Source organism: Burkholderia pyrrocinia, from assembly GCF_022809715.1.
Taxonomy (GTDB): Bacteria; Pseudomonadota; Gammaproteobacteria; order Burkholderiales; family Burkholderiaceae; genus Burkholderia; species Burkholderia pyrrocinia_C.
This window is the reverse complement of sequence record NZ_CP094459.1, coordinates 1,917,245-1,939,969: the sequence shown is the minus strand read 5'-3', so window position 1 is coordinate 1,939,969 and position 22,725 is coordinate 1,917,245. Positions and strand designations below refer to the sequence as shown.

At 67.8% G+C, this 22,725-nt stretch carries 25 protein-coding genes; 13 read left to right on the top strand and 12 right to left on the bottom strand.

Translation table 11 applies throughout. From position 1 onward, the window contains the following. The first annotated feature begins 2 nt into the window (after positions 1-2). The gene (locus MRS60_RS09040) at positions 3-1,127 is read left to right on the top strand and encodes an ABC transporter permease (protein ID WP_243564566.1); all 1,125 of its coding nucleotides are present in this window, start codon (positions 3-5) and stop codon (positions 1,125-1,127) included. A gap of 40 nt (positions 1,128-1,167) precedes the next feature. On the opposite strand, the gene MRS60_RS09035 is transcribed toward MRS60_RS09040, so the two are convergent. Continuing rightward, complete coding sequence (locus MRS60_RS09035; protein ID WP_243564565.1) at positions 1,168-1,731, bottom strand: hypothetical protein; 564 nt, start codon at positions 1,729-1,731, stop codon at positions 1,168-1,170. A 247-nt stretch (positions 1,732-1,978) separates the two neighbouring features. Between MRS60_RS09035 and MRS60_RS09030 the strand changes: the two genes are divergently transcribed. Next, positions 1,979-3,382, top strand: a complete 1,404-nt coding sequence (locus tag MRS60_RS09030) for an MBL fold metallo-hydrolase RNA specificity domain-containing protein (protein WP_243564564.1) — start codon at positions 1,979-1,981, stop codon at positions 3,380-3,382. Positions 3,383-3,461: 79 nt separating this feature from the next. Here the strand turns inward: MRS60_RS09030 and MRS60_RS09025 are convergent, their stop codons facing one another. The 4 genes from MRS60_RS09025 to MRS60_RS09010 all read right to left on the bottom strand — a co-directional run bounded on the left by MRS60_RS09025 (position 3,462) and on the right by MRS60_RS09010 (position 7,704). Next, positions 3,462-4,502, bottom strand: a complete 1,041-nt coding sequence (locus tag MRS60_RS09025) for a zinc-dependent alcohol dehydrogenase family protein (protein ID WP_105390118.1) — start codon at positions 4,500-4,502, stop codon at positions 3,462-3,464. A 157-nt stretch (positions 4,503-4,659) separates the two neighbouring features. Continuing rightward, positions 4,660-6,474 carry a PHA/PHB synthase family protein gene (locus MRS60_RS09020; protein ID WP_105390119.1) on the bottom strand — a complete coding sequence of 605 codons (1,815 nt, stop codon included), beginning with the start codon at positions 6,472-6,474 and terminating at the stop codon, positions 4,660-4,662. After that, a complete protein-coding gene (gene phbB, locus MRS60_RS09015) occupies positions 6,471-7,217 on the bottom strand; it encodes an acetoacetyl-CoA reductase (RefSeq protein ID WP_034184298.1) in 747 nt (248 codons plus the stop codon). The genes MRS60_RS09020 and phbB overlap by 4 nt, the downstream gene beginning before the upstream one ends. Then, complete coding sequence (locus tag MRS60_RS09010; protein WP_175749448.1) at positions 7,207-7,704, bottom strand: hypothetical protein; 498 nt, start codon at positions 7,702-7,704, stop codon at positions 7,207-7,209. Before MRS60_RS09010 ends, phbB begins: the two co-directional genes overlap by 11 nt. A 209-nt stretch (positions 7,705-7,913) precedes the next feature. Here MRS60_RS09010 and MRS60_RS09005 point away from each other — a divergent pair, with 209 nt between their 5' ends. The 3 genes from MRS60_RS09005 (at position 7,914) to MRS60_RS08995 (ending at position 10,278) form a co-directional block, all read left to right on the top strand. After that, on the top strand, positions 7,914-8,753 hold the full coding sequence (locus MRS60_RS09005; protein WP_034184242.1) for a universal stress protein: 840 nt from the start codon (positions 7,914-7,916) through the stop codon (positions 8,751-8,753). 191 nt (positions 8,754-8,944) lie between these two features. Beyond that, on the top strand, positions 8,945-9,448 hold the full coding sequence (locus MRS60_RS09000) for a universal stress protein (RefSeq protein WP_105390122.1): 504 nt from the start codon (positions 8,945-8,947) through the stop codon (positions 9,446-9,448). After that, positions 9,445-10,278 carry a universal stress protein gene (locus tag MRS60_RS08995; RefSeq protein WP_243564563.1) on the top strand — a complete coding sequence of 278 codons (834 nt, stop codon included), beginning with the start codon at positions 9,445-9,447 and terminating at the stop codon, positions 10,276-10,278. Before MRS60_RS09000 ends, MRS60_RS08995 begins: the two co-directional genes overlap by 4 nt. Before the next feature lie 52 nt (positions 10,279-10,330). Here the strand turns inward: MRS60_RS08995 and MRS60_RS08990 are convergent, their stop codons facing one another. Continuing rightward, positions 10,331-10,789, bottom strand: a complete 459-nt coding sequence (locus MRS60_RS08990) for a universal stress protein (RefSeq protein WP_034184239.1) — start codon at positions 10,787-10,789, stop codon at positions 10,331-10,333. Between the two features lie 346 nt (positions 10,790-11,135). Here MRS60_RS08990 and MRS60_RS08985 point away from each other — a divergent pair, with 346 nt between their 5' ends. Next, positions 11,136-11,783: a response regulator gene (locus MRS60_RS08985; RefSeq protein WP_034184238.1), complete on the top strand. Its 648-nt coding sequence runs from the start codon at positions 11,136-11,138 to the stop codon at positions 11,781-11,783. A gap of 301 nt (positions 11,784-12,084) precedes the next feature. Beyond that, on the top strand, positions 12,085-12,858 hold the full coding sequence (gene fnr, locus MRS60_RS08980) for a fumarate/nitrate reduction transcriptional regulator Fnr (protein ID WP_034184297.1): 774 nt from the start codon (positions 12,085-12,087) through the stop codon (positions 12,856-12,858). A gap of 34 nt (positions 12,859-12,892) precedes the next feature. Here the strand turns inward: fnr and MRS60_RS08975 are convergent, their stop codons facing one another. Further along, on the bottom strand, positions 12,893-13,882 hold the full coding sequence (locus tag MRS60_RS08975) for a zinc-dependent alcohol dehydrogenase family protein (protein WP_131948830.1): 990 nt from the start codon (positions 13,880-13,882) through the stop codon (positions 12,893-12,895). Between the two features lie 176 nt (positions 13,883-14,058). Between MRS60_RS08975 and MRS60_RS08970 the strand changes: the two genes are divergently transcribed. The 5 genes from MRS60_RS08970 to MRS60_RS08950 all read left to right on the top strand — a co-directional run bounded on the left by MRS60_RS08970 (position 14,059) and on the right by MRS60_RS08950 (position 18,735). Then, positions 14,059-15,060 (top strand): Acg family FMN-binding oxidoreductase, encoded by a 1,002-nt coding sequence (locus MRS60_RS08970; RefSeq protein WP_175749443.1) that lies wholly within the window; start codon positions 14,059-14,061, stop codon positions 15,058-15,060. 42 nt (positions 15,061-15,102) lie between these two features. Then, entirely contained in the window at positions 15,103-15,438 is a 336-nt protein-coding gene (locus MRS60_RS08965; protein WP_105390125.1) for a c-type cytochrome, read from the top strand. A 27-nt stretch (positions 15,439-15,465) separates the two neighbouring features. Beyond that, positions 15,466-16,404, top strand: coding sequence for a TIGR00730 family Rossman fold protein (locus tag MRS60_RS08960; RefSeq protein WP_131948864.1), 939 nt, complete (start codon positions 15,466-15,468; stop codon positions 16,402-16,404). 144 nt (positions 16,405-16,548) lie between these two features. Then, positions 16,549-16,800, top strand: a complete 252-nt coding sequence (locus MRS60_RS08955) for a hypothetical protein (RefSeq protein ID WP_034184234.1) — start codon at positions 16,549-16,551, stop codon at positions 16,798-16,800. Positions 16,801-16,986: 186 nt separating this feature from the next. After that, complete coding sequence (locus MRS60_RS08950; RefSeq protein WP_243564562.1) at positions 16,987-18,735, top strand: SulP family inorganic anion transporter; 1,749 nt, start codon at positions 16,987-16,989, stop codon at positions 18,733-18,735. Between the two features lie 86 nt (positions 18,736-18,821). Here the strand turns inward: MRS60_RS08950 and MRS60_RS08945 are convergent, their stop codons facing one another. Further along, positions 18,822-19,022, bottom strand: coding sequence for a hypothetical protein (locus MRS60_RS08945; RefSeq protein WP_243564561.1), 201 nt, complete (start codon positions 19,020-19,022; stop codon positions 18,822-18,824). Positions 19,023-19,116: 94 nt separating this feature from the next. Continuing rightward, positions 19,117-19,767, bottom strand: coding sequence for a BON domain-containing protein (locus tag MRS60_RS08940; RefSeq protein WP_034184294.1), 651 nt, complete (start codon positions 19,765-19,767; stop codon positions 19,117-19,119). A 230-nt stretch (positions 19,768-19,997) separates the two neighbouring features. On the opposite strand from MRS60_RS08940, the gene MRS60_RS08935 reads away from it, so the two are divergent. Further along, the gene (locus tag MRS60_RS08935; protein ID WP_243564560.1) at positions 19,998-20,663 is read left to right on the top strand and encodes a nitroreductase family protein; all 666 of its coding nucleotides are present in this window, start codon (positions 19,998-20,000) and stop codon (positions 20,661-20,663) included. Positions 20,664-20,764: 101 nt separating this feature from the next. On the opposite strand, the gene MRS60_RS08930 is transcribed toward MRS60_RS08935, so the two are convergent. The 3 genes from MRS60_RS08930 to MRS60_RS08920 all read right to left on the bottom strand — a co-directional run bounded on the left by MRS60_RS08930 (position 20,765) and on the right by MRS60_RS08920 (position 22,185). Next, positions 20,765-21,199: an Hsp20/alpha crystallin family protein gene (locus MRS60_RS08930; protein ID WP_034184231.1), complete on the bottom strand. Its 435-nt coding sequence runs from the start codon at positions 21,197-21,199 to the stop codon at positions 20,765-20,767. Positions 21,200-21,386: 187 nt separating this feature from the next. After that, positions 21,387-21,662, bottom strand: coding sequence for a DUF1488 domain-containing protein (locus MRS60_RS08925; RefSeq protein WP_034184230.1), 276 nt, complete (start codon positions 21,660-21,662; stop codon positions 21,387-21,389). Between the two features lie 49 nt (positions 21,663-21,711). Further along, entirely contained in the window at positions 21,712-22,185 is a 474-nt protein-coding gene (locus MRS60_RS08920) for a universal stress protein (RefSeq protein ID WP_243564559.1), read from the bottom strand. Positions 22,186-22,725: the final 540 nt, after the last annotated feature.

The following is a 22,725-nucleotide window of genomic DNA, read 5'->3' as shown; positions in this document are numbered from 1 at the left end:
CCATGTCGCGCCTGCTCGCCATTTACCGGCTCGGCATCAAGGAACTCTGGAGCCTCGCCCGCGACCCGATCCTGCTCGCGCTGATCGTCTACACGTTCAGCGCGTCGATCTACGTCGCCGCCACCGCTCGCCCGGAAACGCTGCACAAAGTGCCGATCGCGATCGTCGACGAGGACGCGTCGCCGCTGTCGGCGCGCATCGTCGCGGCGTTCTTCCCGCCGCAGTTCGCGGCGCCGCCGATCATCGACGCCGTCGCGGCCGATCGCGGTCTCGACAACGGCGACTACACGTTCTCGCTCGACATTCCGCCGGACTTCCAGCGCGACGTGCTGGCCGGCCGCCATGCGACGATTCAGCTCAACGTCGATGCGACGCGCATGACCCAGGCATTCACCGGCGGCGGCTACGTCCAGCAGATCGTGTCCGGCGAGATCGACGCGTTCGTGCGGCGCTATCGCGGCGCGCCGCTGCCGCCCGTCGATCTCGCGATGCGGATGCGCTTCAACCCGAATCTCGACGAGGTATGGTTCGGCGCGCTGATGGAACTGATCAACAACGTGACGATGCTGTCGATGATCCTGACCGGGGCGGCGCTGATCCGCGAGCGCGAGCACGGCACGATCGAACATCTGCTGGTCATGCCGGTGACCGCGGCGGAAATCATGCTCGCGAAGGTCTGGTCGATGGGGCTCGTCGTCACGGTTGCGGCCGTCGCATCGCTGACGTTCGTGGTGGGCGGCGCATTGCACGTGCCGATTCCGGGCTCCGTGCCGCTGTTCGTCGCCGGGATGGCGCTGCACCTGTTCGCGACGACGTCGATGGGGATCTTTCTCGCGACGCTCGTGCGCAGCATGCCGCAGTTCGGGATGCTGCTCGTGCTCGTGTTGCTGCCGCTGCAGTTGCTGTCGGGCGGGCTGACGCCGCGCGAAAGCATGCCGCTGGCCGTGCAGGACATCATGCTGGCCGCGCCGACCACCCATTTCGTCGAGCTGGCGCAGCGCATCCTGTATCGCGGCGCCGGCTTCGATGCGGTCTGGGTACAGTTCGCGGTGCTGTTCGCGATCGGATGCGCGCTGTTCCTGCTGTCGCTGATGCGGTTCCGCAAGACGATCGGCCAAATGGCGTGACCGACCCGGCGCGCGGCGCTGCGCCGCGCGCGCTGTCGCACTATCGTGGAGGCGTTCCCTGTGCAGACGACGGATCCTGGAGCGAGCGGAAGCCTTCCTGTATCTCGAGGATCTTCGCCGCGCAACCGTCGTATTGCCAGCCCGGGCCGCCATTGCTGTCGTACATGCCTTTGCACATCGCCTTGAGCCGGATCGTCGCGCTCCCGTCTGCCGACGCTGCGCGGGACGCCCACAGATAGACGTTTCCGGCCAGATGCGACTGCGCGGTTTCGATCAGGTCCGGGCCGAATCGCGTGATCCGGGTCGACGAACGTCTTTCGATGAAGTCCCGCGTGCGGTTCCACGCACGGTCGCATTCGGATTGCGTCGCACACCGCAGCAATGCCGTCTGGCGCGTCTCGAGCAGTTGCGTTTCCTTCTTCCTGAATGCGGCGGTACGCTCATCTCCCGCACAAGCACTCAACGCGAGCGCCACGCCAACCGCCAACCATCGCTGTTTCATCGCCAACGCCTCGCACCGCCGTGAGTTCCATACGCAAATGCGCGGCATCGGCTGGATCATCCGGCTGCCGAACGTGCCGCGCTGGTCGACTCTGCGCACCACGCGCGCAAGCCTTGGTGTCGACTGTATGGGGATGCCGACGGGCGCGGTTGACACACATCACAACCCCATGAAACGGAGCGCCCCGCATGCCGGCCGGCAGCTCGCCGCCATTCTCCTGTCGAATCGCCACTGTTCAGCGCCTTCCTTCGCACGCGGATACGGCAATCCCTGACTTCAGTCAACGCGATTGCGCGCACACGCGATGTAATCGGAACATCGAACTCTCCAACTCCCGGCGAGGCAAGCCATGAAGCTGACTTTTCTCGGTGCGACCGAAACCGTGACCGGATCGAAGTATCTGGTCGAACATCGCGACCGGCGCATCCTGGTCGATTGCGGCCTGTTCCAGGGCACGAAGAACCTGCGGCTGCGCAACTGGAACCCGCTGCCGGTCGCGCCCGACACCCTGGATGCGGTGGTCCTCACGCATGCGCATCTCGATCACACCGGCTACCTGCCGGTGCTCGCGCGCGACGGGTTTCGCGGCCCGGTGTACTGCACGCAGGCCACGGCCGAACTCTGCGACATCATGCTGCGCGACAGCGCGCGGCTGCAGGAGGAAGAAGCCGATTTCGCGAACCGGCACGGTTATTCGAAGCACCACCCGGCTCAGCCGCTCTACACGACCGACGATGCGCAACGCGCGCTGCACCTGATGAAACCCGTCGCATTCGACGAATGCGTCGCATTGGGCGGCAGCCTGTCGTTCTGGCTGCTGCCGGCCGGTCACATCCTCGGCGCGGCCAGCGTCGTGATGCACTGGGATCACAAGGTACTGGCGTTCTCCGGCGATCTCGGCCGCTATCACGACCCGATCATGCAGCCGCCGACGCCGCCGGCGCATGCGGATTACCTGGTCGTCGAATCGACGTACGGCGACCGGCTGCATCCGGCATCGGACCCCGAGGCCGAGCTGGCAACGCTGTTCGAAAACACCTTCTCGCGCGGCGGCGTGGTCGTGATCCCCTGCTTCACCGTCGGCCGCGCGCAGGAGATCCTGCACTACGTCGCGCGCCTGAAGGTGGCCGGCCGCATGGCGCGCGTGCCGGTGTTTCTCGACAGCCCGATGGCGACGGACGTGACGGAGATCTATCGCCACCACATCCTCGAGCACCGGCTGACCCTGTCGGAAGCGAACGCGCTCGGCCACGCGGCGACGATGATCCGAACGGTCGACCAGTCGAAGGCGATCGCCGACCACCAGGGGCCGATGGTCATCATTGCGGGAAGCGGCATGGCGACGGGCGGACGCGTGCTGCATCACCTGAGCCGCTATGCGCCCGATCCGCGCAACACGATCGCGCTGGTGGGCTACCAGGCCGCGGGCACGCGCGGCGCGGCGCTGGCAGCGCATGAGCCGACGCTGAAGATTCACGGGGAGTACGTGCGCGTGCGCGCCCGGGTCGAGTCGATCGCGTCGCTGTCCGCGCATGCCGACTACGAGGAAATCCTGCGATGGCTCGGCACGATGCAGCGCGCGCCGTTCCGGACCTTCGTCACGCACGGCGAGCCGGCGGCGGCCGATGCGTTGCGGCGGCGCATCGCCGAGACCCTGCACTGGCCGTGCGAGGTGCCGACCTACGGGCAGACCGTCGATCTCGACGAAGCCGAGCGCGACGACACGCGCGAACCGGCAACGCCGTTATCCTGACGACGACGCGCGGCGCACGAATGCCGCGCGCATCGCGTCATCCGACGCGGCGGGCACCCGCTCCCGCCGCGCGCCGCCATCACGCCACTTCGATGATGACCTTCAGTGCATGCGTTTCCGCGGCCCGGCCGAACGTGTCGTACGCGCGCTCGACGTCGTCGAGCGAAAACCGGTGCGTGATCAGACGCTTCGGATCGAGCCGCCCCGCGCGCACGGTCTTCAGCAGCATCGGCGTGCTGACCGTATCGACGAGCCGGGTCGTGATCGCGATGTTGCGATCCCACAGCTTCTCGAGATGCAGGTCGGCCTTCACGCCATGCACGCCGACGTTCGCGACGACGCCGCCCGGCGCGACGAGCGACGTGCACATCTCGAACGTCGCCGGAATCCCGACCGCCTCGATCGCGCAATCGACGCCGACGCCGTCGGTCAGCTTCATCACATCCGCGACAGGGTCGCCACTGGCGCCGTCGAAGCAGTCGGTCGCGCCGAAGCGCCGCGCGACGTCGAGCCGGTTGCGGTCCGGGTCGATCATGATGATCTGCGCGGGCGAGTAAAACTGCGCGGTCAGCAACGCCGCGAGCCCGATCGGCCCCGCGCCGACGATCGCGACCGTACAGCCCGGCTGCACCTTGCCGTTCAGCACGCCGCATTCGAACCCGGTCGGCAGGATGTCGGACAGCATCACGAGCGCATCCTCGTCCGCGCCGGGCGGAAGCCGGTACAGGCTGGTCTGCGCGTGCGGAATGCGCACGTACTCGGCCTGCGTGCCGTCGATCCGGTTGCCGAGGATCCAGCCGCCCGTCGTGCAATGCGAGTACAGGCCGCGCCGGCAGTATTCGCACCGGCCGCACGACGTGATGCACGAGATCAGCACGTGATCGCCCGGCTGCAGCGTGTCGACCGCCGCGCCGACCTGCTCGACGATCCCGACGCCCTCGTGGCCGAGGACGCGGCCGGGTTCGCACGACGGCACGTCGCCCTTCAGGATGTGCAGGTCGGTGCCGCAGATCGTCGTGCGCGTCACGCGGACGATCGCGTCGGTCGGCGCCTGCAGCTCCGGCATCGGCCGCCGTTCGAGCGCCTTGCGCCGCGGCCCCTGGTATACGAGTGCTTTCATTGCGTTGTCTCCATCGAAAGGGAGGTTCGTTCGTTGATCGGGCCCGGCGTGCACGTTGCAGGCAGGCGTCGCATGCGCCGGCAGCGCTGCCGATGCGCAGGCCCGATCCCGCCGCGAAGATGAGCGGCGCGATCGAGCACGCCGCCGGTCAGGTTCTTCAAGTTTCGAGCACGTAAGTGCCGGGCGCCGCCCCCAGGCCGGCATCCGGCGTGCGTGCCGGCACGTCGCCCGACGCGTGCGCGCGCAACCAGTCGCGCCAGCACGTCCACCACGACCCGTCGACGGCGCGCGTTTCGTTCACGAAGTCGTGCTGGCTGCGGTAAGGCGCGCCCGGTTCGCGGGTGGCGCGGCGATAGTGGCGGCCCGGATGGCCGGGTTCCGACACGATGCCGGCGTTATGGCCGCCCGAGGTCAGCACGAAAGTCAGCGCGTTGTGCGTGAGCAGGTGGAGCTTGTAGACGGAGTGCCACGGCGACACGTGATCGCGCTCGGTTCCGACCACGAACATCGGCACGTCGATATCCGACAGCGCGACCGGCCGGCCGTCGACGCAATAGCGGCCTGCCGCGAGGTCGTTGTCGAGGAACAGCCGCGTCAGGTATTCCGTGTGCATGCGGTACGGCATGCGCGTGACGTCCGCATTCCACGACATCAGGTCGTTAGGCTTCGTGCGCTTGCCGAGCAGATACTCGCTCATCATGCGCGACCAGATCAGGTCGCGCGCATTCAGCAGCTCGAACGTGGCGGACATCTGCGAGCCGTCCAGGTAGCCTTGACGCCACATCAGCGCGTCGAGCGCGGACAGCTCGCTCGCGTCGACGAACAGGCCGAGTTCGCCGGGTTCGCTGAAATCGGTCTGGGCCGCCAGCAGCGTGACGGAACGCAACGTGTCGTGCTGCCGCCCGTCGCGCGCGAGCGCCGCCGCGCCGATGGCCAGCAGCGTGCCGCCGAGGCAGTAGCCCACGGCGTGGACGGCTTCGCCGCACTGCTCGCGAACGACGTCGAGCGCGGCGAGGCAGCCGTCGCGCAGGTAGTCGTCGAGCCCGAGATCGCGCGACCCCGCGCCCGGATTGCGCCACGAGATCGCGAACACGGTGTAGCCCGCGTCGACCAGGAAGCGGATCAGCGAATTGTGCGGCTGCAGGTCGAGGATGTAGTACTTCATGATCCACGACGGCACGATCAGGATCGGCTCGCGTGCGACGCCGGCCGTCGTCGGTTCGTACTGCAGCAATTCGCACAGTGCGTTGCGCCATACGACCCGGCCCGGCGTGATCGCGACGTCGTGCCCGGGCAGATAGGCCTGCGCATCGCGCGGACGGGCGCCGCCGGCGCGATCGATCTGCGCGCCGAGATCGTCCAGCCAGTGCCGCGCACCGGCCGCGAAATTGGCGCCGCCGCTGCGTATCGTCGCGTCGAGCACGACCGGATTGGTCGCGATGAAATTGCCCGGCGAGCAGGCGTCGAGCCATTGCCGCGCGGCGAACCCGACGAGTGCTTCGTGATGCCGCTCGACGCCCCGCACGCCGTGCGTCGCATCGCGCCACCAGCGCTGGATCGACAGGAAGCCGTCGCGATATGCGCAAAACGGCCAGTTCGACCACGCCGGTGCGGCGAAGCGCGGATCGGCCTGCCCGGCATGCACCGCCAGCCCGGCCTCGTCCTGGGCGTCGGCCGCGCCGTTCGCCGCCGGCAACGGACCGGCCGCGAGCCATGCCTGCCACGCCAGTTCGAAGCACTTCCCGGGCGACACGGCGAGATGCGCGCCCCAGTCGATCATGGCCAGCGCCAGCGACACCGGCGACAAGCCGAGTGTCATCGTGGCCAGGCTCGCGCGCGCCGCGCGATCCCATTGTTCGGCCGGCGACACGTCGGGCCGTGCGCCCGCGCACGGACGCGGGGCCTGCGCGAGTTCACCGGCGGCGGCAGCCGGACGGCGCGTGACCGGCACGCGGATGACGGAATCATTCATCGCATGTGCATGCCGCCGTTGACGTCGAATTCCGCGCCGGTCGCGAATGCGCCCGTGTCCGAGCACAGCCACGCGACGAGCGCCGCGATTTCGTCGGGGTTGCCGAGGCGGCCCACCGGAATCTGCGGCAGGATCTTCGTGTCGAGCACGTCCTTCGGCACCGACTCGACCATCGCGGTCGCGAGATAGCCGGGCGACACCGTGTTGACCGTCACGCCGTGTCGCGCGAGTTCGAGCGCGAGCGCTTTCGTGAAACCGTGAATGCCCGCCTTGGCGGCCGCATAGTTGGCCTGCCCGTACGCGCCTCTCGAGCCGTTCACGGAGCCGACGTTGACGATGCGGCCGAAGCCGGCTTCGATCATGGCGGGCACGAACGGCTTCGTCATGTTGAACATGCTGTCGAGATTGGTGCGCAGCACCGCGTCCCACATGCTCTTGGTCATCTTCACGAAGCTGGCGTCGCGCGTGATGCCGGCGTTGTTGACGAGCACGTCGACACGACCGAACTGCGCGAGCACGCGCGCCGCGCAGTGCTGGCACGAGTCGTAGTCGGCGACGTCGACCTCGAACGCATGGAAGGTGCGCCCTGCTTCGCGCTCGTGCGCCAGCCAGGTCGCGATATGGTCGTTGTGCTCCGTGTGCGACACGGCGACGGTCATGCCCGCGGCATGCAGACGGCGACTGATCGCGGCGCCCAGGCCGCCCGTGCCGCCCGTCACGAATGCGACACGGTCAGCGCACATGATCGTGCTCCCGCGTCGCATTCGCGCCGGCCATGTCCGTCATGCCGCGTCCGAACGCCGCCATCCATTCGTGCCATGGCATGCTCGCTTCGTTGACCACCGCCAGCCGGCTCACGTCGGGCAGCCAGTCGGTCTGGTAGCGCGACAGCATGTCCGCGCCATACTCGCGCAGCCAGGTGCGCCAGACGCCCGCCTCCTCGTATTGCGTGCGCATGCCCCATTCGACGGCGTCCTGCCAGATCGCCGCGCTCGCGATCGCGTAATCGCGCATCACGCGCTGTGCCGCCGCGCCGAACTCGGTCCATTCCCGCGTGTCCGCGAGCGCCTGCTGCAACTGCCGCGCCGCGTCGCGATCCCGCTCGATGCGCCGTCCCGTCAGCGCATGCCATTCGTGCTGCCAGTCGCGATTCAGCGCGAACAGGCGCAGCGCGATGTCGCAGGCTGCCCGGCACGCGCCGTTCGGTGTCGTCAAAGCGTCGGTGGTCATCGTCTTCCCTCTGTCGATTCGGTCGAAGGGTCGGCCCCCGGCTGCACCCCGGGCGGCACCCGTCTTGCGCCGCCTGCCCGGTACCGGCCGCGACCGCCTCACTGTGCGGCTGTGCGGCACGGCGGCCGTTGATCTGCGTCAAGCGCGCGGGAAGCCCGCTTCGTAGACTGGATTGCAATGGCGGATACACCGTCGATGGAGCGATCCAGATGAGCTACAAGAGCATGGTCGTGCATCTCGATACGAGCGTTCGCGCGCATTCGCGCCTCGAGCTCGCGTTGCGTCTCGCGCGGCGCTTCAAGGCGCACCTGACCGGGGTGTTCGCGATCTACACACCGGAGCCGACTTCGTTCTACGTGATGGCCGGTTCCGCCGATTACTTTCGCGAGCAGCGCGACCAGCGCGACGAACGTCTCGCCGCACTCGAGCGCCTGTTTCATGCCGAAACGGCACGGGCCGGCGTATCGGCGGCCTGGATTCGCGCCGACGAGCGCGCCAACGTCGCGGTGCCGCGTCTCGCGCGTCTCGCGGATCTCGTGATCGCGGGCCAGAGCGACCCGAACGATCCCGAAACCTATATCGACGACCAGTTTCCGGAAACGCTCGTGATGTCCGCGGGGCGTCCGGTGCTGTTCGTGCCGTATGCCGGGGAATTCCCGTCGATCGGCGAACGCGCGCTGGTGGCGTGGGACGGCAGCCGCGAGGCCACGCGCGCCGCGCACGATGCGCTGCCCTTTCTCGAGCACGCGAAACGCACGACGGTCGCCGCGGTGGTCGACGGCGATTCCGAAGCGGCGACCACCCGCATTCCGGCCGCGGATGCCGCGCTGATGCTTGCGCGCCACGCGCCGGACGTCAACGTGCTCGACATCGATAGCGGCGCCGGCACGTCCGTCGGCGACACGCTGCTGTCGCGCGCGTACGAAACGGGCAGCGATCTGCTCGTGATGGGCGCGTACGGCCATCCGCGCTGGCACGAACTGCTGATGGGCGGCGCCACGCGCACGGTGCTGGCGTCGATGACGCTGCCGGTACTGATGTCGCACTGAGGATGTCGCACTGAGCGCGCCGCTGCGTACGCTCGCGCTGCTCGTCGTCGAGCCGGCCGACGAAGCGTGGATTGCGGCACGCGATGCGGTGCGGCTACTGCGACGCGACGGCGCCGCTTGATCCAGATCAGCGCGATCGGCGCGCGTGCGCCGATGATGAAATCGTTGACACGCGTTCAGAGGGAACCGCCATGTACTCGAACATTCTGGTCGCGCTCGACGGCAGCGAACCGTCGTCCCGCGCGCTCGACGCCGCACTGGCGCTGGCGTCGGAATCGGGCGCGCGGCTCACGCCGGTCTACGTCGTCGATTTCCTGGTGCCGGCCTACGACATGTACGGCTACGATCCGTCGATCCTGATCGACGCGTTCCGCGAGGAAGGGCTGCGCGTCACCGACGACGCGGCCAAGCGCATGGCTGCGCGCGGCGTCACCGGCACGCCGCGGATCGCCAATGTCGAGCCGGGCGGCGAAGACGTCGCGCAGCGGCTCCTGATCGTTGCGAAGGAAGCCGGCGCCGACCTGATCGTGATGGGCACCCACGGCCGGCGCGGCTTCAGCCGCCTCGTCCTGGGCAGCGTCGCCGAGCGCTTGCTGCGGCGCGCCGCGTGCCCCGTGCTGATGATTCCGGCGAGTTGTGCGCCGGTGCCTGCCGCGGCGCCCGGCGCTGCGTCTACCGAAAAGGAGCCGTCATGAGCTACAAGACCTTGCTCGTCCATCTCGACGACAGCGATCGCTGCGCGACGCGCGTCGAACTGGCGCTCGAACTCGCAGGACGCTGGAACGCGCACCTGGTCGGCCTGTACGTGGTCTGCCAGGATCTCTTCGAACCGTTGCGGCGGCCCGACGAGCCGCTCAAGCTCGCGGTGTACGAGCGCCTGTGCGAACAGCGGCGCAAGGACGCGGAGGAGAAATTCCTCGCAACCGCCGAGCGCGCGGGGCGCAGCGTCGAATGGCAGGCGCCCGCCGGCGCCGCGACCGACGCCGCGATCCTGCATGCGCGTCATGCCGACCTGCTCGTGCTCGGCCAGGAGGATCCGGACGACCGCCTGACGTACGTCGCGCGCCATTTCATCGAGGACGTCGTGATGGGCAGCGGCCGTCCGGCGCTCGTCGTGCCGTACGCGGGCGACGTGCGCAAGATCGGCGAGAACGTGCTGATCGGCTGGGACGGCGGGCGCGAAGCCGCGCGCGCAATGGCCGACGCGCTGCCGCTGCTCGCGCGTGCGCGCTTCGTCAACGTCGAGACGGTCAGCCACGGGCAACCCGATCCGGACAAGACGCCGGCAGGCGTGGACGTCGCCGCATACCTGGAGCGCCACGGCATCCGCGCATCGTTCTCGACGACGACACGCGCAAGCACGGTCGGCGTTGGCGCGACGCTGCTGAACCGGGCCACCGACCTTCACGCGGACCTGATCGTGATGGGCCTGTACAGCCATACCCGGATGCACGAGCGCGTACTCGGCGGCGCGACGCGCACGATCCTCGAAACCATGACGGTGCCGGTGCTGCTGTCGCACTGAGCATGAACGCGAACGGGGCGGCCTCGGTCGGCCGCCCCGTCGTCCTGGCGGATCACGGCGCGCCCGAATCGTCGCGGACCAGCAGCACGGGCAGGTCCGCGGTGCGCAGCAGCGACTCGGCGACGCTGCCGAGCAACGCCCGGCGAACACCCCGCCGGCCGTGCGTCCCCATCACGATCAGGTCGGCATCGCAGTCGGTGGCCGCGCGCGCCAGCACCGACGACACGTTCTCGCCGCACGCATCGATCGTTTGCGCGGTGCCGCGCACCCCGCACAGCCGGAATGCGGTTTCGGCATCGGCGACCGCCACCGCTGCGCGGTTTGCATCTACCCCGCCCGGGGCGATCCGATCGACATAAGCGCTGCCGATATTCGTCAGCGGCGGCGTATCCGTCACGACGCACACGGCGACCACGAGGCCGCCCGACGCGCGGGCGAGCGTGATCGCCTCGTCGAGCGCGAGCCGCGCGCCGCGACTGTCGTCGAGCGCGGCGAAGATCCGTTCATACATGGCGCCTCCCGGTTTCTGCATCCCGTTCCGGCCGGATCGGGATCTTCAGTCTGGGCCCGCCGCCGCCCGGCCGGTTGACACCGATCAAGCAGGCCTCGCGCCAGGCACGGCGGCACGGTGCACGTGCGCCGATTGGCGAACCCCTGCAAAACGCGCACAATTCCATTCAACGTCCGCAACGGCGGATCGGCGCATGCAAGCGCATGTGCCGGAACGGCGTCCGGGCATCGAAGGCGGTCGTCATGACCGCAGCCGGACGCCGGACGATCGGGATGTTCGAATCGGGGCAGGATCAACGATCGCCGCCGCGCAGCCGTTCCACGCGATCCGGCAAGGGGCATGTCGCATGATCAGGGTACTCATCGCCGACGACCACGCGCTCGTCCGGGACGGCCTCCGGTACATCCTGCAGAACGCCAACGATTTCGAGGTCGCGGGCGAGGCGTGCGACAGCGCTTCGACCGTTGCGCTGATCCGCGGCACCCCGGCACAGGTGCTGGTGCTCGATCTGTCGATGCCCGGCCGCAACGGCATCGAACTGATCCGGCAGATCAAGGACGAAAAGCCGGCCCTGCATATCCTCGTGCTGACGATGCATGCCGAACAGCAATATGCGGTGCGTGCGTTTCGCGCCGGCGCGTCCGGCTACATGACCAAGGAAAGCGCGAGCGCGGAGCTGGTGGCCGCGCTGACCAAGATTGCATCCGGCGGCGTCTACGTGAGCCTCGCGATGGCGGAGCAGTTCGCGCAAAGCCTCAACGAGCCGGCGGAACTGCAGCCGCACCAGCGCTTGTCCGATCGCGAGTTCGACGTGTTCCGGCGCATGACTTCCGGCGAATCGATCTCCGACATCGCGCAGGCGCTGTGCGTCAGCGTCAAGACCGTGAGCACCTACAAGACGCGCATCCTCGAGAAAATGCAGATGCCGAACGATGCGGCGCTCGTGCGTTACGCGGTACGCCACAAGCTGTTCTACGATCCGGACGACCTCTGAGCGCGGCAAGACGCCGCACGCTTGTAGGAATTTCCCTACAGCCCTTCTTCATCACCTACTTAATCTTCAATTTTCGCTGATTTCATTCGCGCGCCCGGCTGTCCATACTCCCGGTCAAGAAAAACAAACACGCGTGCCTCCCGGCGCGGCCGGCGGCGCAGTCCTGCATCGACTGCATCGTCGTCCCGTACCCCGATGCGGCACGTCCTCGATGAAGGCGGCGAAGATTCACGCCGCCCGTAGCGGCCAGCGCGACCGTGCCCATGCGATTCGCCGCCGCCCCAACAAACCGGAGCAGATCATGCAGAGCCATGCCGAAGTATCGATGACACCGCAGTCGCGCCCCTTTATTCCGCTGCACCCCGTCGAGCGGTCGGACCAGCCGAAGCGCGCGTCGTCCCGCTGTTCTTCATGCGCGCTGCGCGCCGTTTGCCTGCCCCAGGAACTGACACCCGACGATTTCGCGCGGGTCGACGCGATGATCTGCACGACGCGTCACGTCAAGCGCGGCGACACCCTGTATCGGGCCGGCGATACGTTCAACAGCATCTACGCGGTGAGAACCGGATCGTTCAAGACCGTCGTCATGCATCGCGACGGCGACGAGCAGGTGACCGGCTTCCAGATCGTCGGCGAATCGCTCGGACTGGACGGCGTGCACACCGGCCATCACAACGGCGATGCGATCGCGCTCGAAGACAGCACCGTCTGCATCATTCCGTTCGGCCAGCTCGAACAGGTCTGCCGCGAAGTACGGACGATGCAGCACCACGTCTACCAGATGATGAGCGGCGAGATCGTCCGCGAGTCCGCGTTGATGCTGCTGCTCGGTACGATGAGCGCGGAACAGCGCGTGGCCGCGTTCCTGCTGAATCTCTCCACGCGTTTCAAGGCGCGCGGCTACTCGGCCGCGGAGTTCGTGCTGCGGATGACCCGCGACGAGATCGGCGAGTATCTCGGCATGAAACTCGAGACGGTCAGCCGCATGCTGTCGAAGTTCCAGCAGAAAGGGCTCGTCGCGGCGCAGGGCAAGCAGATCCGCATCGTCGATTCGGAAGAGCTCGCGCGCATCTGACGCCGCGGATTTCCCGGCTCGCGCATCGCGCGGTTCAGCCGCGCGTGTCGAGCACGGCGGCGCCCGACAGATGCCCCGTGCGCAGGTCCGACAGCGCGCGGTTCGCGTCGGTCAGCGCATAGCGCGTTGCCTCGACCCGCAGCGGCGTCGCGTCGGCGATCCGCATGAACGCGACGGCATCCGCGCGCGTCAGGTTGGCCACCGATGCGATGCGGCGCTCGCCCCACAGCCACGCGTACGGAAAAGCCGGGATGTCGCTCATGTGAATGCCGCCGCACACGACGATCCCGCCCTTGTCGACCGCCCGCAGCGCCGCCGGCACCAGTGCGCCGACCGGCGCGAAAATCAGCGCGGCGTCGAGCGTCTCGGGCGGCGCTTCGTCGCTGCCGCCCGCCCATGCCGCCCCCAGCGACAGCGCAAGCTGCTGCGCAGCGGTATCGCCGGGTTTCGTCAGCGCGAACACCCGGCGTCCTTCGTGATGTGCGATCTGCGCGACGAGATGTGCCGCCGCGCCGAACCCGTAGATCCCGATTCGCCGTGCGTCGCCGGCCATGCGCAACGTACGGTAGCCGATCAGGCCCGCGCAAAGCAGCGGTGCGGCCTCCTGGTCGGCGTAGCGCTGCGGCAGATGCACGCAATAACGGTGGTCCGCGACGGTGCGCTCGGCATAACCGCCGTCGATCGTATAGCCGGTGAATCCGGGGCTGTCGCACAGATTCTCCCGCCCGGCGGCGCAATACGCGCAATGCCCGCAGGTCCGGCCGAGCCACGGCACGCCAACCCGGTCGCCGACCGCGAAACCCGTCACACCCGCGCCCAGCGAGCGCACCGTCCCGACGATTTCATGCCCCGGAATCAGCGGCAGCTTCGGATGCGCGAGATCGCCGTCGACGACGTGGAGATCGGTACGGCATACGCCGCATGCATGCACGTCGATCAGCAGCTGGCCCGCCGCGGGCCGCGGGTCCGGCACGTGTGCCTCGCGCAACTCCGGTGTCGTCCCGTCGAACATCATTGCCAGCATCTGGATCTCCCCCGCGCGATCGGCGTCGCGCGCTTCGCCTGTTCCAAGCGTAGACGCATGGAACCGTGTCCGTACGACTCGCTGACGCGGGCTTGACGTGGGTCAACGGCCGCCGGCCGGTTACTGACAGGATGAAATGGCGTACCGCCGCTGGCCGGCTCCCTGGAGATTGCCGAATGACATCCGTTACCCCCGTTGCTGCAAGCCCCCGTCTCGACGATCGACTGCGGTCGCTGCTGGGCTACGCGGTGCTGGCGCCGTCGAGCCACAATTCCCAGCCGTGGCGGTTCATCGTCGACGGCACGACGATCGCGGTCTGCGCGGACCGGGTTCGCGCGCTGCCCGTGGTCGATCCGTACGATCGCGAACTGATCATCAGTTGCGGCGCGGCGCTGCTCAACCTCCGCGTCGCGCTCGATCACGCCGGAATCGCGCATACGATCAGCGCGTTCCCGTCCGACATCGATCCCGACGTCCTGGCGCTCGTGCGCGTGTGCGACGACGGCTACACCGATGCGGAGCTGGGTACGCTGTTCGCCGCGATCCCCGAGCGCGTCACGACGCGCGCCCCGTTCGAATCCGAACCCGTTCCGGACGCGCTCCAGCACGCGCTGATCGCGGCGGGCGCCGCGGAAGGCGCCGACGTGGCCTGTGCCGACTCGATCGCGCGGCGCGCGCGGGTGGCCGAGGTGATCGCCGACGCGGATCGCCAGCAGTTTGCCGACCCGCGGTTCCGGCGCGAACTGGCGAGCTGGATCGATCCGCGCCGGCACGTCGACGGCATGCCCGCGTTCGCGGCCGGCGTGCCGGCACTGCTGGATTTCGCGGCGCCGATCGTGACGACCGCGGTGCGCACGTTCGATCTCGGCAACGGCCTGGCCGCGCTGCACCACCAGCTCGTCGGTGCGTCGCCGCTGATCGTCTGCATCGCGACGGCTCGCGACGATCGCGAGGCCTGGCTCGCCGCCGGGCAAGCGCTCGAGCGCATGCTGCTGGTCGCGACGCGTGCGGGCTACACGGCGTCGTACCTGAACCAGCCGATCGAGACGGCCGGACTGCGCGCGCAGCTGCGCGACATGCTCGCGCTTCGCGGGCATCCGCAACTGCTGCTGCGCATCGGGCGCGGCCCGCATGTGCCGCATTCGCCGCGCCGACCGCTCGACGAAGTGATTTCCTGATCGCGCGCCGCGCCCGCTTTCGTCCTGACGAGGAAAAAAACCATGAACGTCACGCGCCTACTCGCCGCCTGCATGCTCGCCGCGACGGCCGGCATCGCGGCCGCCCAGACGGTGGTGCCCGAACCGACCGCGCTCGTCGATGCCCAGCACTGCATGTTTTGTCATACATCCGACATGCCGTTTCTCGCGCCATCGTTCCACCAGATCGCGGAACGCTACCGGGGCGTGCCGCACGCGCAGGAGAAACTCGAAATCAAGCTGCGCCACGGCGGCCGCGCGCATTGGGGCGATACGCCGATGCCTTCCGCCGCCGAGCGAGGCGGGCCGCTATCGCGTGACGACGCCCGCCAACTGGTGCAATGGGTCCTGAGTCAGTAACCGGCCTTGTCAGCCCCCCTCTCCACCATGAGCGTAGTCAAACCGACCGCCGTCAGGGCCCGGCAACGTCGCGCGCGGCCCTCGCGCGCCCTTTCGCGGCCGATGCGGCGCCGGGCCGAGACCGCGAACTGCATACAGGCCGATGAAGACACGACGCTCCTGAAGCGCCCCGGCATGCGAGGCATCCGGCTGCAACTCGACTACTGGAAAGCCGAGGAGCGCCTGCAACAGGAACGCATCGGTCACACGATCGTGATCTACGGCAGCACGCGCATCGTCGCGCCCGCCGAAGCCAATGCGCGGCTGCGCGAAGCGAGCCGTGCGCTGGCGGAGCGGCCGCACGACGCTCGCCGGCGCCGCGCCGTCGCGGTCGCGAGCCGTCTGGTCAAATACAGCGCCTACTATCGCGTCGCGCGCGAATTCGGGCGCATCGTCGGCCGTGCCGACCGGCGCACCCGCACGGCAAGGCTCGCCGTGATCACCGGCGGCGGCCCGGGCATCATGGAGGCCGCCAATCGAGGCGCCTACGAAAACGGTGCACCGAGCATCGGCTTGAACATCGAACTTCCGCGCGAACAGGCGCCCAATCCCTACCTCACGCCGGCCCTGTGCTTCCGCTTTCACTATTTCGCGATCCGCAAGCTGCATCTGCTCGAGCGCGCGAAAGCCGCCGTGTTCTTCCCGGGCGGGTACGGCACTTGCGACGAGTTGTTCGAGGTGCTGACACTCCTGCAAACCCGGAAGATCGCGCCGCTGCCGGTCATACTCGTCGGCGAGGCATACTGGCGCCGCGTCGTCGATTTCGCCTTTCTCGCGGACGACGGGATGATCGATCGCAGCGATCTCGACTTGTTCGTCTATTGCGAATCCGCGCAGGACATCTGGCACGCAATCGGCTGCTGGTATGCGCAGCGGCGATCGCGGCCGCCACGGCGCGTGACTTCACGGGCGAGCCGCGCGATGTAGGAATCGGCCGATTTCATTTGCCCATTTCCTACACGCGGTTCGGGGCTGCCTGATTGAATCCCGCGGGAGCGGAAACGATACTGAATGCACGACGACCGCTTGTACCGCACATCGATTCCCGGCCGTTCGCTCAGGAGAGCCGTCATGCCACATGCGATGTCTTGTTTCGAACCGGGAAGCCGGGCAGCCGGCCGCACCGGCACCTCCAGGTCCGCTGCGCAGGGATGCGCGGTACCCGATACGCAGGCGCTCCTCGCACTTGCGCGCGAAGCCGGCATGATGGTCATGCTCGATGCGCAGATCGGGCGCGAACGCTACGAAAGCGTGACGGGATCGCTTGCGTCGCTGGCCCGTTTTGCCCAGGCGCTGCAGCTTTCGGCGCTCCAGGCTGCGTGATGTCGAGCGCCGTCGTGTCGCGACGCCGGTATCCGGTCAGGCGACAGCGGTCCCGTCATCCGGCGCAATGGCGCTTCCCGCTCTTGCGTTTCGCGCGCCTGTTACGGTCCGGCGGCATCCCGTCGAATGCACGCTTGCCGGAGCAAGCCATGTCCGTCGCCCCGGCTTTTCCCTGACGAAACCGCGATGATCCGGCCTCTTTCCGGACACATCGCACGCATGCTCCCGGGAATCGCGCTGCTCGCGAACTACCGGCGGGCGTGGCTCGCGCGCGACCTGTATGCGGGCCTGGCGCTCTCCGCGGTGCTGGTTCCGGTCGGCATGAGCTACGCGCAGGCGGCCGGCCTGCCCGCCGTCACCGGGCTCTACGCATCGATCGCCGCGTTGCTCGCCTATGCGGTGCTCGGCCCGAGCCGGATCCTCGTGCTGGGCCCGGATTCCGCGCTGGCCGCGTTGATCGCAGCGGCCATCGCACCGCTCGCCGGTCATGATCCGCAGCGGGCCGTCGCGCTGTCCGGCGCGCTGGCACTGTCGGCCGGAACGATCTGCATCCTGCTCGGTACGCTCCGCCTCGGGTTCGTCACCGATCTGCTGTCGCGCCCGATCCAGTACGGTTACCTGAACGGCATCGCCATCGCCCTTGCAGTCGGCCGGCTGCCGGAGCTGTTCGGCATGTCCGTGCCCGGCAACGACGTGTTCTCCGGCCTGTCGCACATCGTGCGGGCCCTCTTCGAGCACCGGTTTTCGATCGATGCGTGTGTGCTGGGTGTTGGCGTTCTTGCGGCGATTGCGGCCATGAAGCGCGTGACGCCGCGTTGGCCCGGCGTATTGATCGCCGTGCTGGCGGCGACCCTGGCCGCACGCGTATTGCCGTTGCACGGGGTCGCGACGGTCGGCGCGTTGCCCGCCGGCGCGCCCACGCCCCATCTTCCGGTCGTGTCGCTCGCCGACGTGACCGCGCTCGCGTCCGGCGCGGTCGCCGTGGCACTGGTGTCGTTCGCCGACATCAGCATGTTGTCGCGCGCCCTTTCCGCTCGTGCGGGCGATGCGCCGGACCGCAACCAGGAACTGGTCGCATTGGGGGCGGCCAATCTGCTGGCCGGCGTGATGCAGGGCTGCGCGGTCAGCAGCAGCGCGTCGCGCACGCCCGTCGCGATTGCCGCGGGCGCGCAAAGCCAGGTCACGAATCTCGTCGCGGCGGCCTGCATCGTGTTGCTGCTCATAGTCGCGCCGGCGCTGCTGACGCTCGTCCCGCGTGCGGCGCTGGCTGCCGTGGTGATCTACGCCGCATTCGGCATCGCCGACGTCCGCGGCGTGGTACGACTTTATCGAATGCGCCGCGGCGAATGCCTGATTTCGGTGCTGTGCCTTGCGGGCGTCGTCGGCATGGGGGTCGTACCGGGTGTCCTGCTCGCGAGCGCGCTGTCGCTGCTGTCGTTCGTCTGGCGGGCCTGGCATCCGTACGATGCGGTGCTTGGCCGGCTGGCGGGCGTTCGCGGTTATCACGACATTGCGCGGCATCCGGACGCCGTGCAAACACCCGGGCTCGTGCTGTTCCGCTGGGATGCCCCGCTCTTCTATGCCAATGTCGAGATTTTCTGCGAGCACCTGCACGCTGCGCTCACGCAAGCGGCGGGCCCGGTCGATCGAATCGTCGTCGCGGCAGAACCCGTCACCGATATCGACGTCAGCGCGGCGGACCGGCTCGTGGCGCTTCGCGAGGAGCTCGGCGAGCAAGGTATCGCGCTGAATTTCGCGGAAATGAAGGGCCCGGTGAAGGATCGCCTGCGCGCTTACGGCTTGTTCGACGTATTCGGATCGGCCAGCTTCTTTCCGACCGTGACCGACGCGGTCGCGCATCATGTCCAGCGGCAAGGCGAACCCGTCGCGCGTCCGTCGTCACCGGGTCCCGCACGAGATCCAGCGGACGACTAGCCACATGAATGCGTGCGATGGCGCGTGCCGCATCGAATGACCCGGGAAGTCGGCATCGAAGCGACACGCCCGCGACGGCCGGCGATTCAGACCGTGAAGGTGTTCGATTTCCTCATCTCGACCCACGTCATCCCGGCTCGCAGCCCTTCGACCGCGGCCTCGCGCTCGGTGGCGTGGGTCCTGTTATGCGCGAACGTGTGTTCGCAAGCGCCATCCGGCGACGTGAGCGTCACATGGATCCTGCAACGATAGCCGCCCGTTTCGACGGCGATCGTCTCGATCGCCACCGATCAGTCCGCGTCATGTACCTCGCCCGACACTGTCATCTGACTTCCCTCCTTCATCCGTGCCGACTGCGTATCCGGCCGCCGCTGCTCGGGTTCACTCGACGACCAGGTCGTCGACGACGGCACGCACGCCTCGTGCGGACCACGCGGCACCGCGCACGGCCTTGCGCTCGGAGAACGAGCCGACCTTGCCGGAAAGCCGCACGGTGCCGTCGCGCACCTCGATCGCGATGTGCTTCGCCTCGCGCTCCGCGTGACGCATGATCGCGCGCTTGATGTCGCCGCTGATGTCGGCCGATCCGACCGCCCCCTGCACGCTGATGTGGTCGGTCACGCCGGTCACGCTGCGCATCTGCGAGATCGCACGCATGGCCGCATGGCTCTGGTATGCCCAGTCGACCTTGCCGGACAGCGTGATCCAGCCGTGCTCGACCTGCACCTTGACCGCATCGTCGTTCAGACCGACCGTCCAGTGCAGCACCGAACGCACGGCGTTGGCGATGTCCTCGTCGGTGCGGACGTCGTCGTTCGGCAGATGCACAGTCATGTCGACGACGAGCGCCTTGACGCCGGCCACGCGGTTCGCCGCGCGCTCGATCGCCAGTTTCTCCGCGTAGCTTGGCGGGTGACCCGATATCGTCACGATCCGGTCGGCCACCTCGACACCGATGCGTGTCGCGTCGATCGCCGGGTCCGACTCCAGTTCATCCTGAACGTCCTGCTTCAACTGCTTGTCGGTTTTCATCGCGTGCACTCCTGTGAGCCGCGGCGTGCCTGTCCGCCGCATGCAGCCAGATTTGCACACGCGCGGCGCCGGATCGCTGATGCAGGTCAACGGATATCTCGCGCCGCACGTCGCAGGCTGCGCATGCGTCGCTTGACGAAGGTCAAGCCGGGGCGGCCCGGCCGCCTTATCGTGTGATCGCCGATGCGTGACGTTCCAGGCACGCGCAACGATGCTCGAAGGAGACTCAATTGTCGGACCAGCAACTGTTGACCTATTCGCCGGCGCCCCCGGCACTGCCGGCGTCGCCACAAGGAAAGTCGCCGGCCATCGTCGATCTGCCGCGCCCGAACCTCGACGACGGCATGCCGTTGACGATCGCACTCGCGACGAGAATAAGTTCCCGCGAATTCGCCGCCACGCCGCTCCCGCCCAGGATGCTCGGCACGATGCTGTGGGCCGCGAACGGCGTCAACCGGCCGGCTAGCGGCGGTCGTACGGCGCCGTCCGCGCATGCATCCAATGAAATCGACATCTATGTCGCGCTGCCGCATGGCGTCTATCGCTACGACGCGCCCGCGCATCGACTCGTGCTGAAACACGCGGTCGATGCCCGCAACCTGACGGGTTACCAGGACTTCGTCGGACGCGCGCCGCTGGATCTCGTCTACGTCGTCCGGACCTCAGCGATACTCGACATGCCGCCGCAGCAACGCGACGTATTTTCGGCGGTCGCGGCCGGGGCCATCGCGCAGAACGTTTCGCTCTACTGTGCGGCGACCGGCCTCGGGACGGTCGTGCGCGGCTGGATCAACCATCGCGCGCTCGCCGACGCGCTGCGCCTGAACGAGGACGAACTCCCGATCCTCGCGCAGACCGTCGGTTACCGCGCTGGCGGCACGGTGTCGGATGCGTGAGCGGACCTGCGGCCGCTTCACGATGAAACGGCGCGCGGATTGCCCGCGCGCCGGTTTCCCGCTTCGGGCGATGCAAGCATCGCCCGGCGCCTGCCGTCCGCTCAGCTGATCGTCAGTTTCTTCTGCCCGGCCGGCGTCTTCTTCGGCAGCGTCAGCGACAGCACGCCGTCCTGATACGCTGCCGTCGCGTTCGCGTCGTCGATCTCGCCGGGCAGCGAGAACGAGCGGCTGATCGCGCCGCTGTAGCGCTCGCGCCGAATCACGCGCTCGCCTTCCTTCTGCTCGGCGTTGCGCTCGATCTTCGCGTTGATCGATACGGTCCGGCCCGTCACCTGGACGTCGATGTCGTCCTTTGCGACGCCCGGCAGTTCCGCGTTGACCTTATAGGCGTCGTCGCTTTCCGTGACGTCGATCTTCACGGACGCGAGATCGGGTTCGTCCGTCAGCGTCATGCCTCGCAACGGCCTGAACAGCCCCTGAAACAGGTCGGAGACGGGGTCCATCGAAAACGGATCGTAGCGAGTCAGATTGCTCATGATGTGCACTCCTCGAACGGTTGAGTTGAGTCGGCCCGGCGCGTTCGTCCTGACGGTGCCGAACCGGAATGCGGGACGCGTCGCTGTGACATGCGCCTGTCGCGCGGGGAACGAACCGTCCTGTCAGGAATCCAGCGTAGACGGGCGAGCCGGCTGCGGTTTGATACGCGTCAACGGCGCGAGCCGGTTACGTACAGAACCGGAAAAATCCACTGTGGAGCAGGATCGGCCGGCCGCCGACCTCCTCGAGCATGCGGCGCGCCGCGCATTCGATGGCGGGGCGATTGCACGAGAACGCGGCCACGAGATCCGGCTCCCGAGGTGACGCGGCGAGGAAATGATCTTCCAGTGCCGCGGCCGTGATCGCGCATTGCACGCGCCGGCCTTCTACCAGTGCCGGAAAGGCCAGCGCGGGCTCCTGCCCGGAATACGCCGGTGGTTCGACGGGAAACGAGATTTCCATGACGGTCTCCTGACGGGATCGCGCACCGAACGGTGCTTGCGCAGTTGCGCTATGCGGCCGCAACGGCTGCACGCGTCGCGTCGTCGCCGCGCACGAGCAGTACCGGGCAACTCGACGTGCGCAGGAAGCGTTCCGCGACACTGCCGAGCATCGCGCGGCGGATGCCGCGCCGACCATGCGTACCGAGTACGGCCAGATCGATCGCATGTTCGGCTGCATAGCGCTGCAGGCGTTCCGCAATATCCTGACCGAGCTCCGTTTCGACGATTTCCGTATCGCCGTTCACCCCCGCGCGCGCAATCGTCCGCTCGGCATCTCGCAGCACCGCTACACCGTCGTGTCTGACCTCCTCGATCAACGCATTCGGGTCGAGTCGCCCGGCGTAGCTGAGCAAAATGGATTTGTCGACGACGAAAACGGCGAACAGGCGGGCCTGGTGCAGGCGGGCCATCTTCAGGCCTTCGTCGAGGGCTTGTCTGGACGAAACGCTACCGTCTACGGCGACCATGATATTCGTGTACATACGGACCTCGCGGGATGGACTGGCGTACATGCGACGTTTGGACTTGCCTCCATCATCGGCGCGCGACGGGATCGGACGTTGACCGAAATCAACGGTGCGAAAATCGACAAAATGGATTGAGGATCACGAAACGATGCAGGGCTGCCGAACGAGATGCGGCACCCTGCGGGGACCGGCCTTGATGAAGGCAGATTGGCGAGGCCGTGAGTTTCAGGAGGAGCCGACCCGCTTTCGCGAACGCCCTTCGGCATCGGTTTCCCGTGTCGCGGATCGTGCGTATGAATGCGGCCCGACTCGGCATGACGGGCGACTTCTTCGGCGGGGCGCGCGCACGTGTTATCGTGAGCCGATTGCCACATCGTCGCGATGCCGGTCGAACCGGCCGCCGCGATCGTTCCCTGCGCCTTCGCGCGCCACCTGGCTGCCGGTGGCGTGTTCCATCGATTCACGTATGTGCCGCGCGGCCCGAACCCGGCGCGCTATCTGGAGGCCATGCGCATCCGCGCCGTCCGAGCCGGCATCGCGTGGATGAATTTTCCG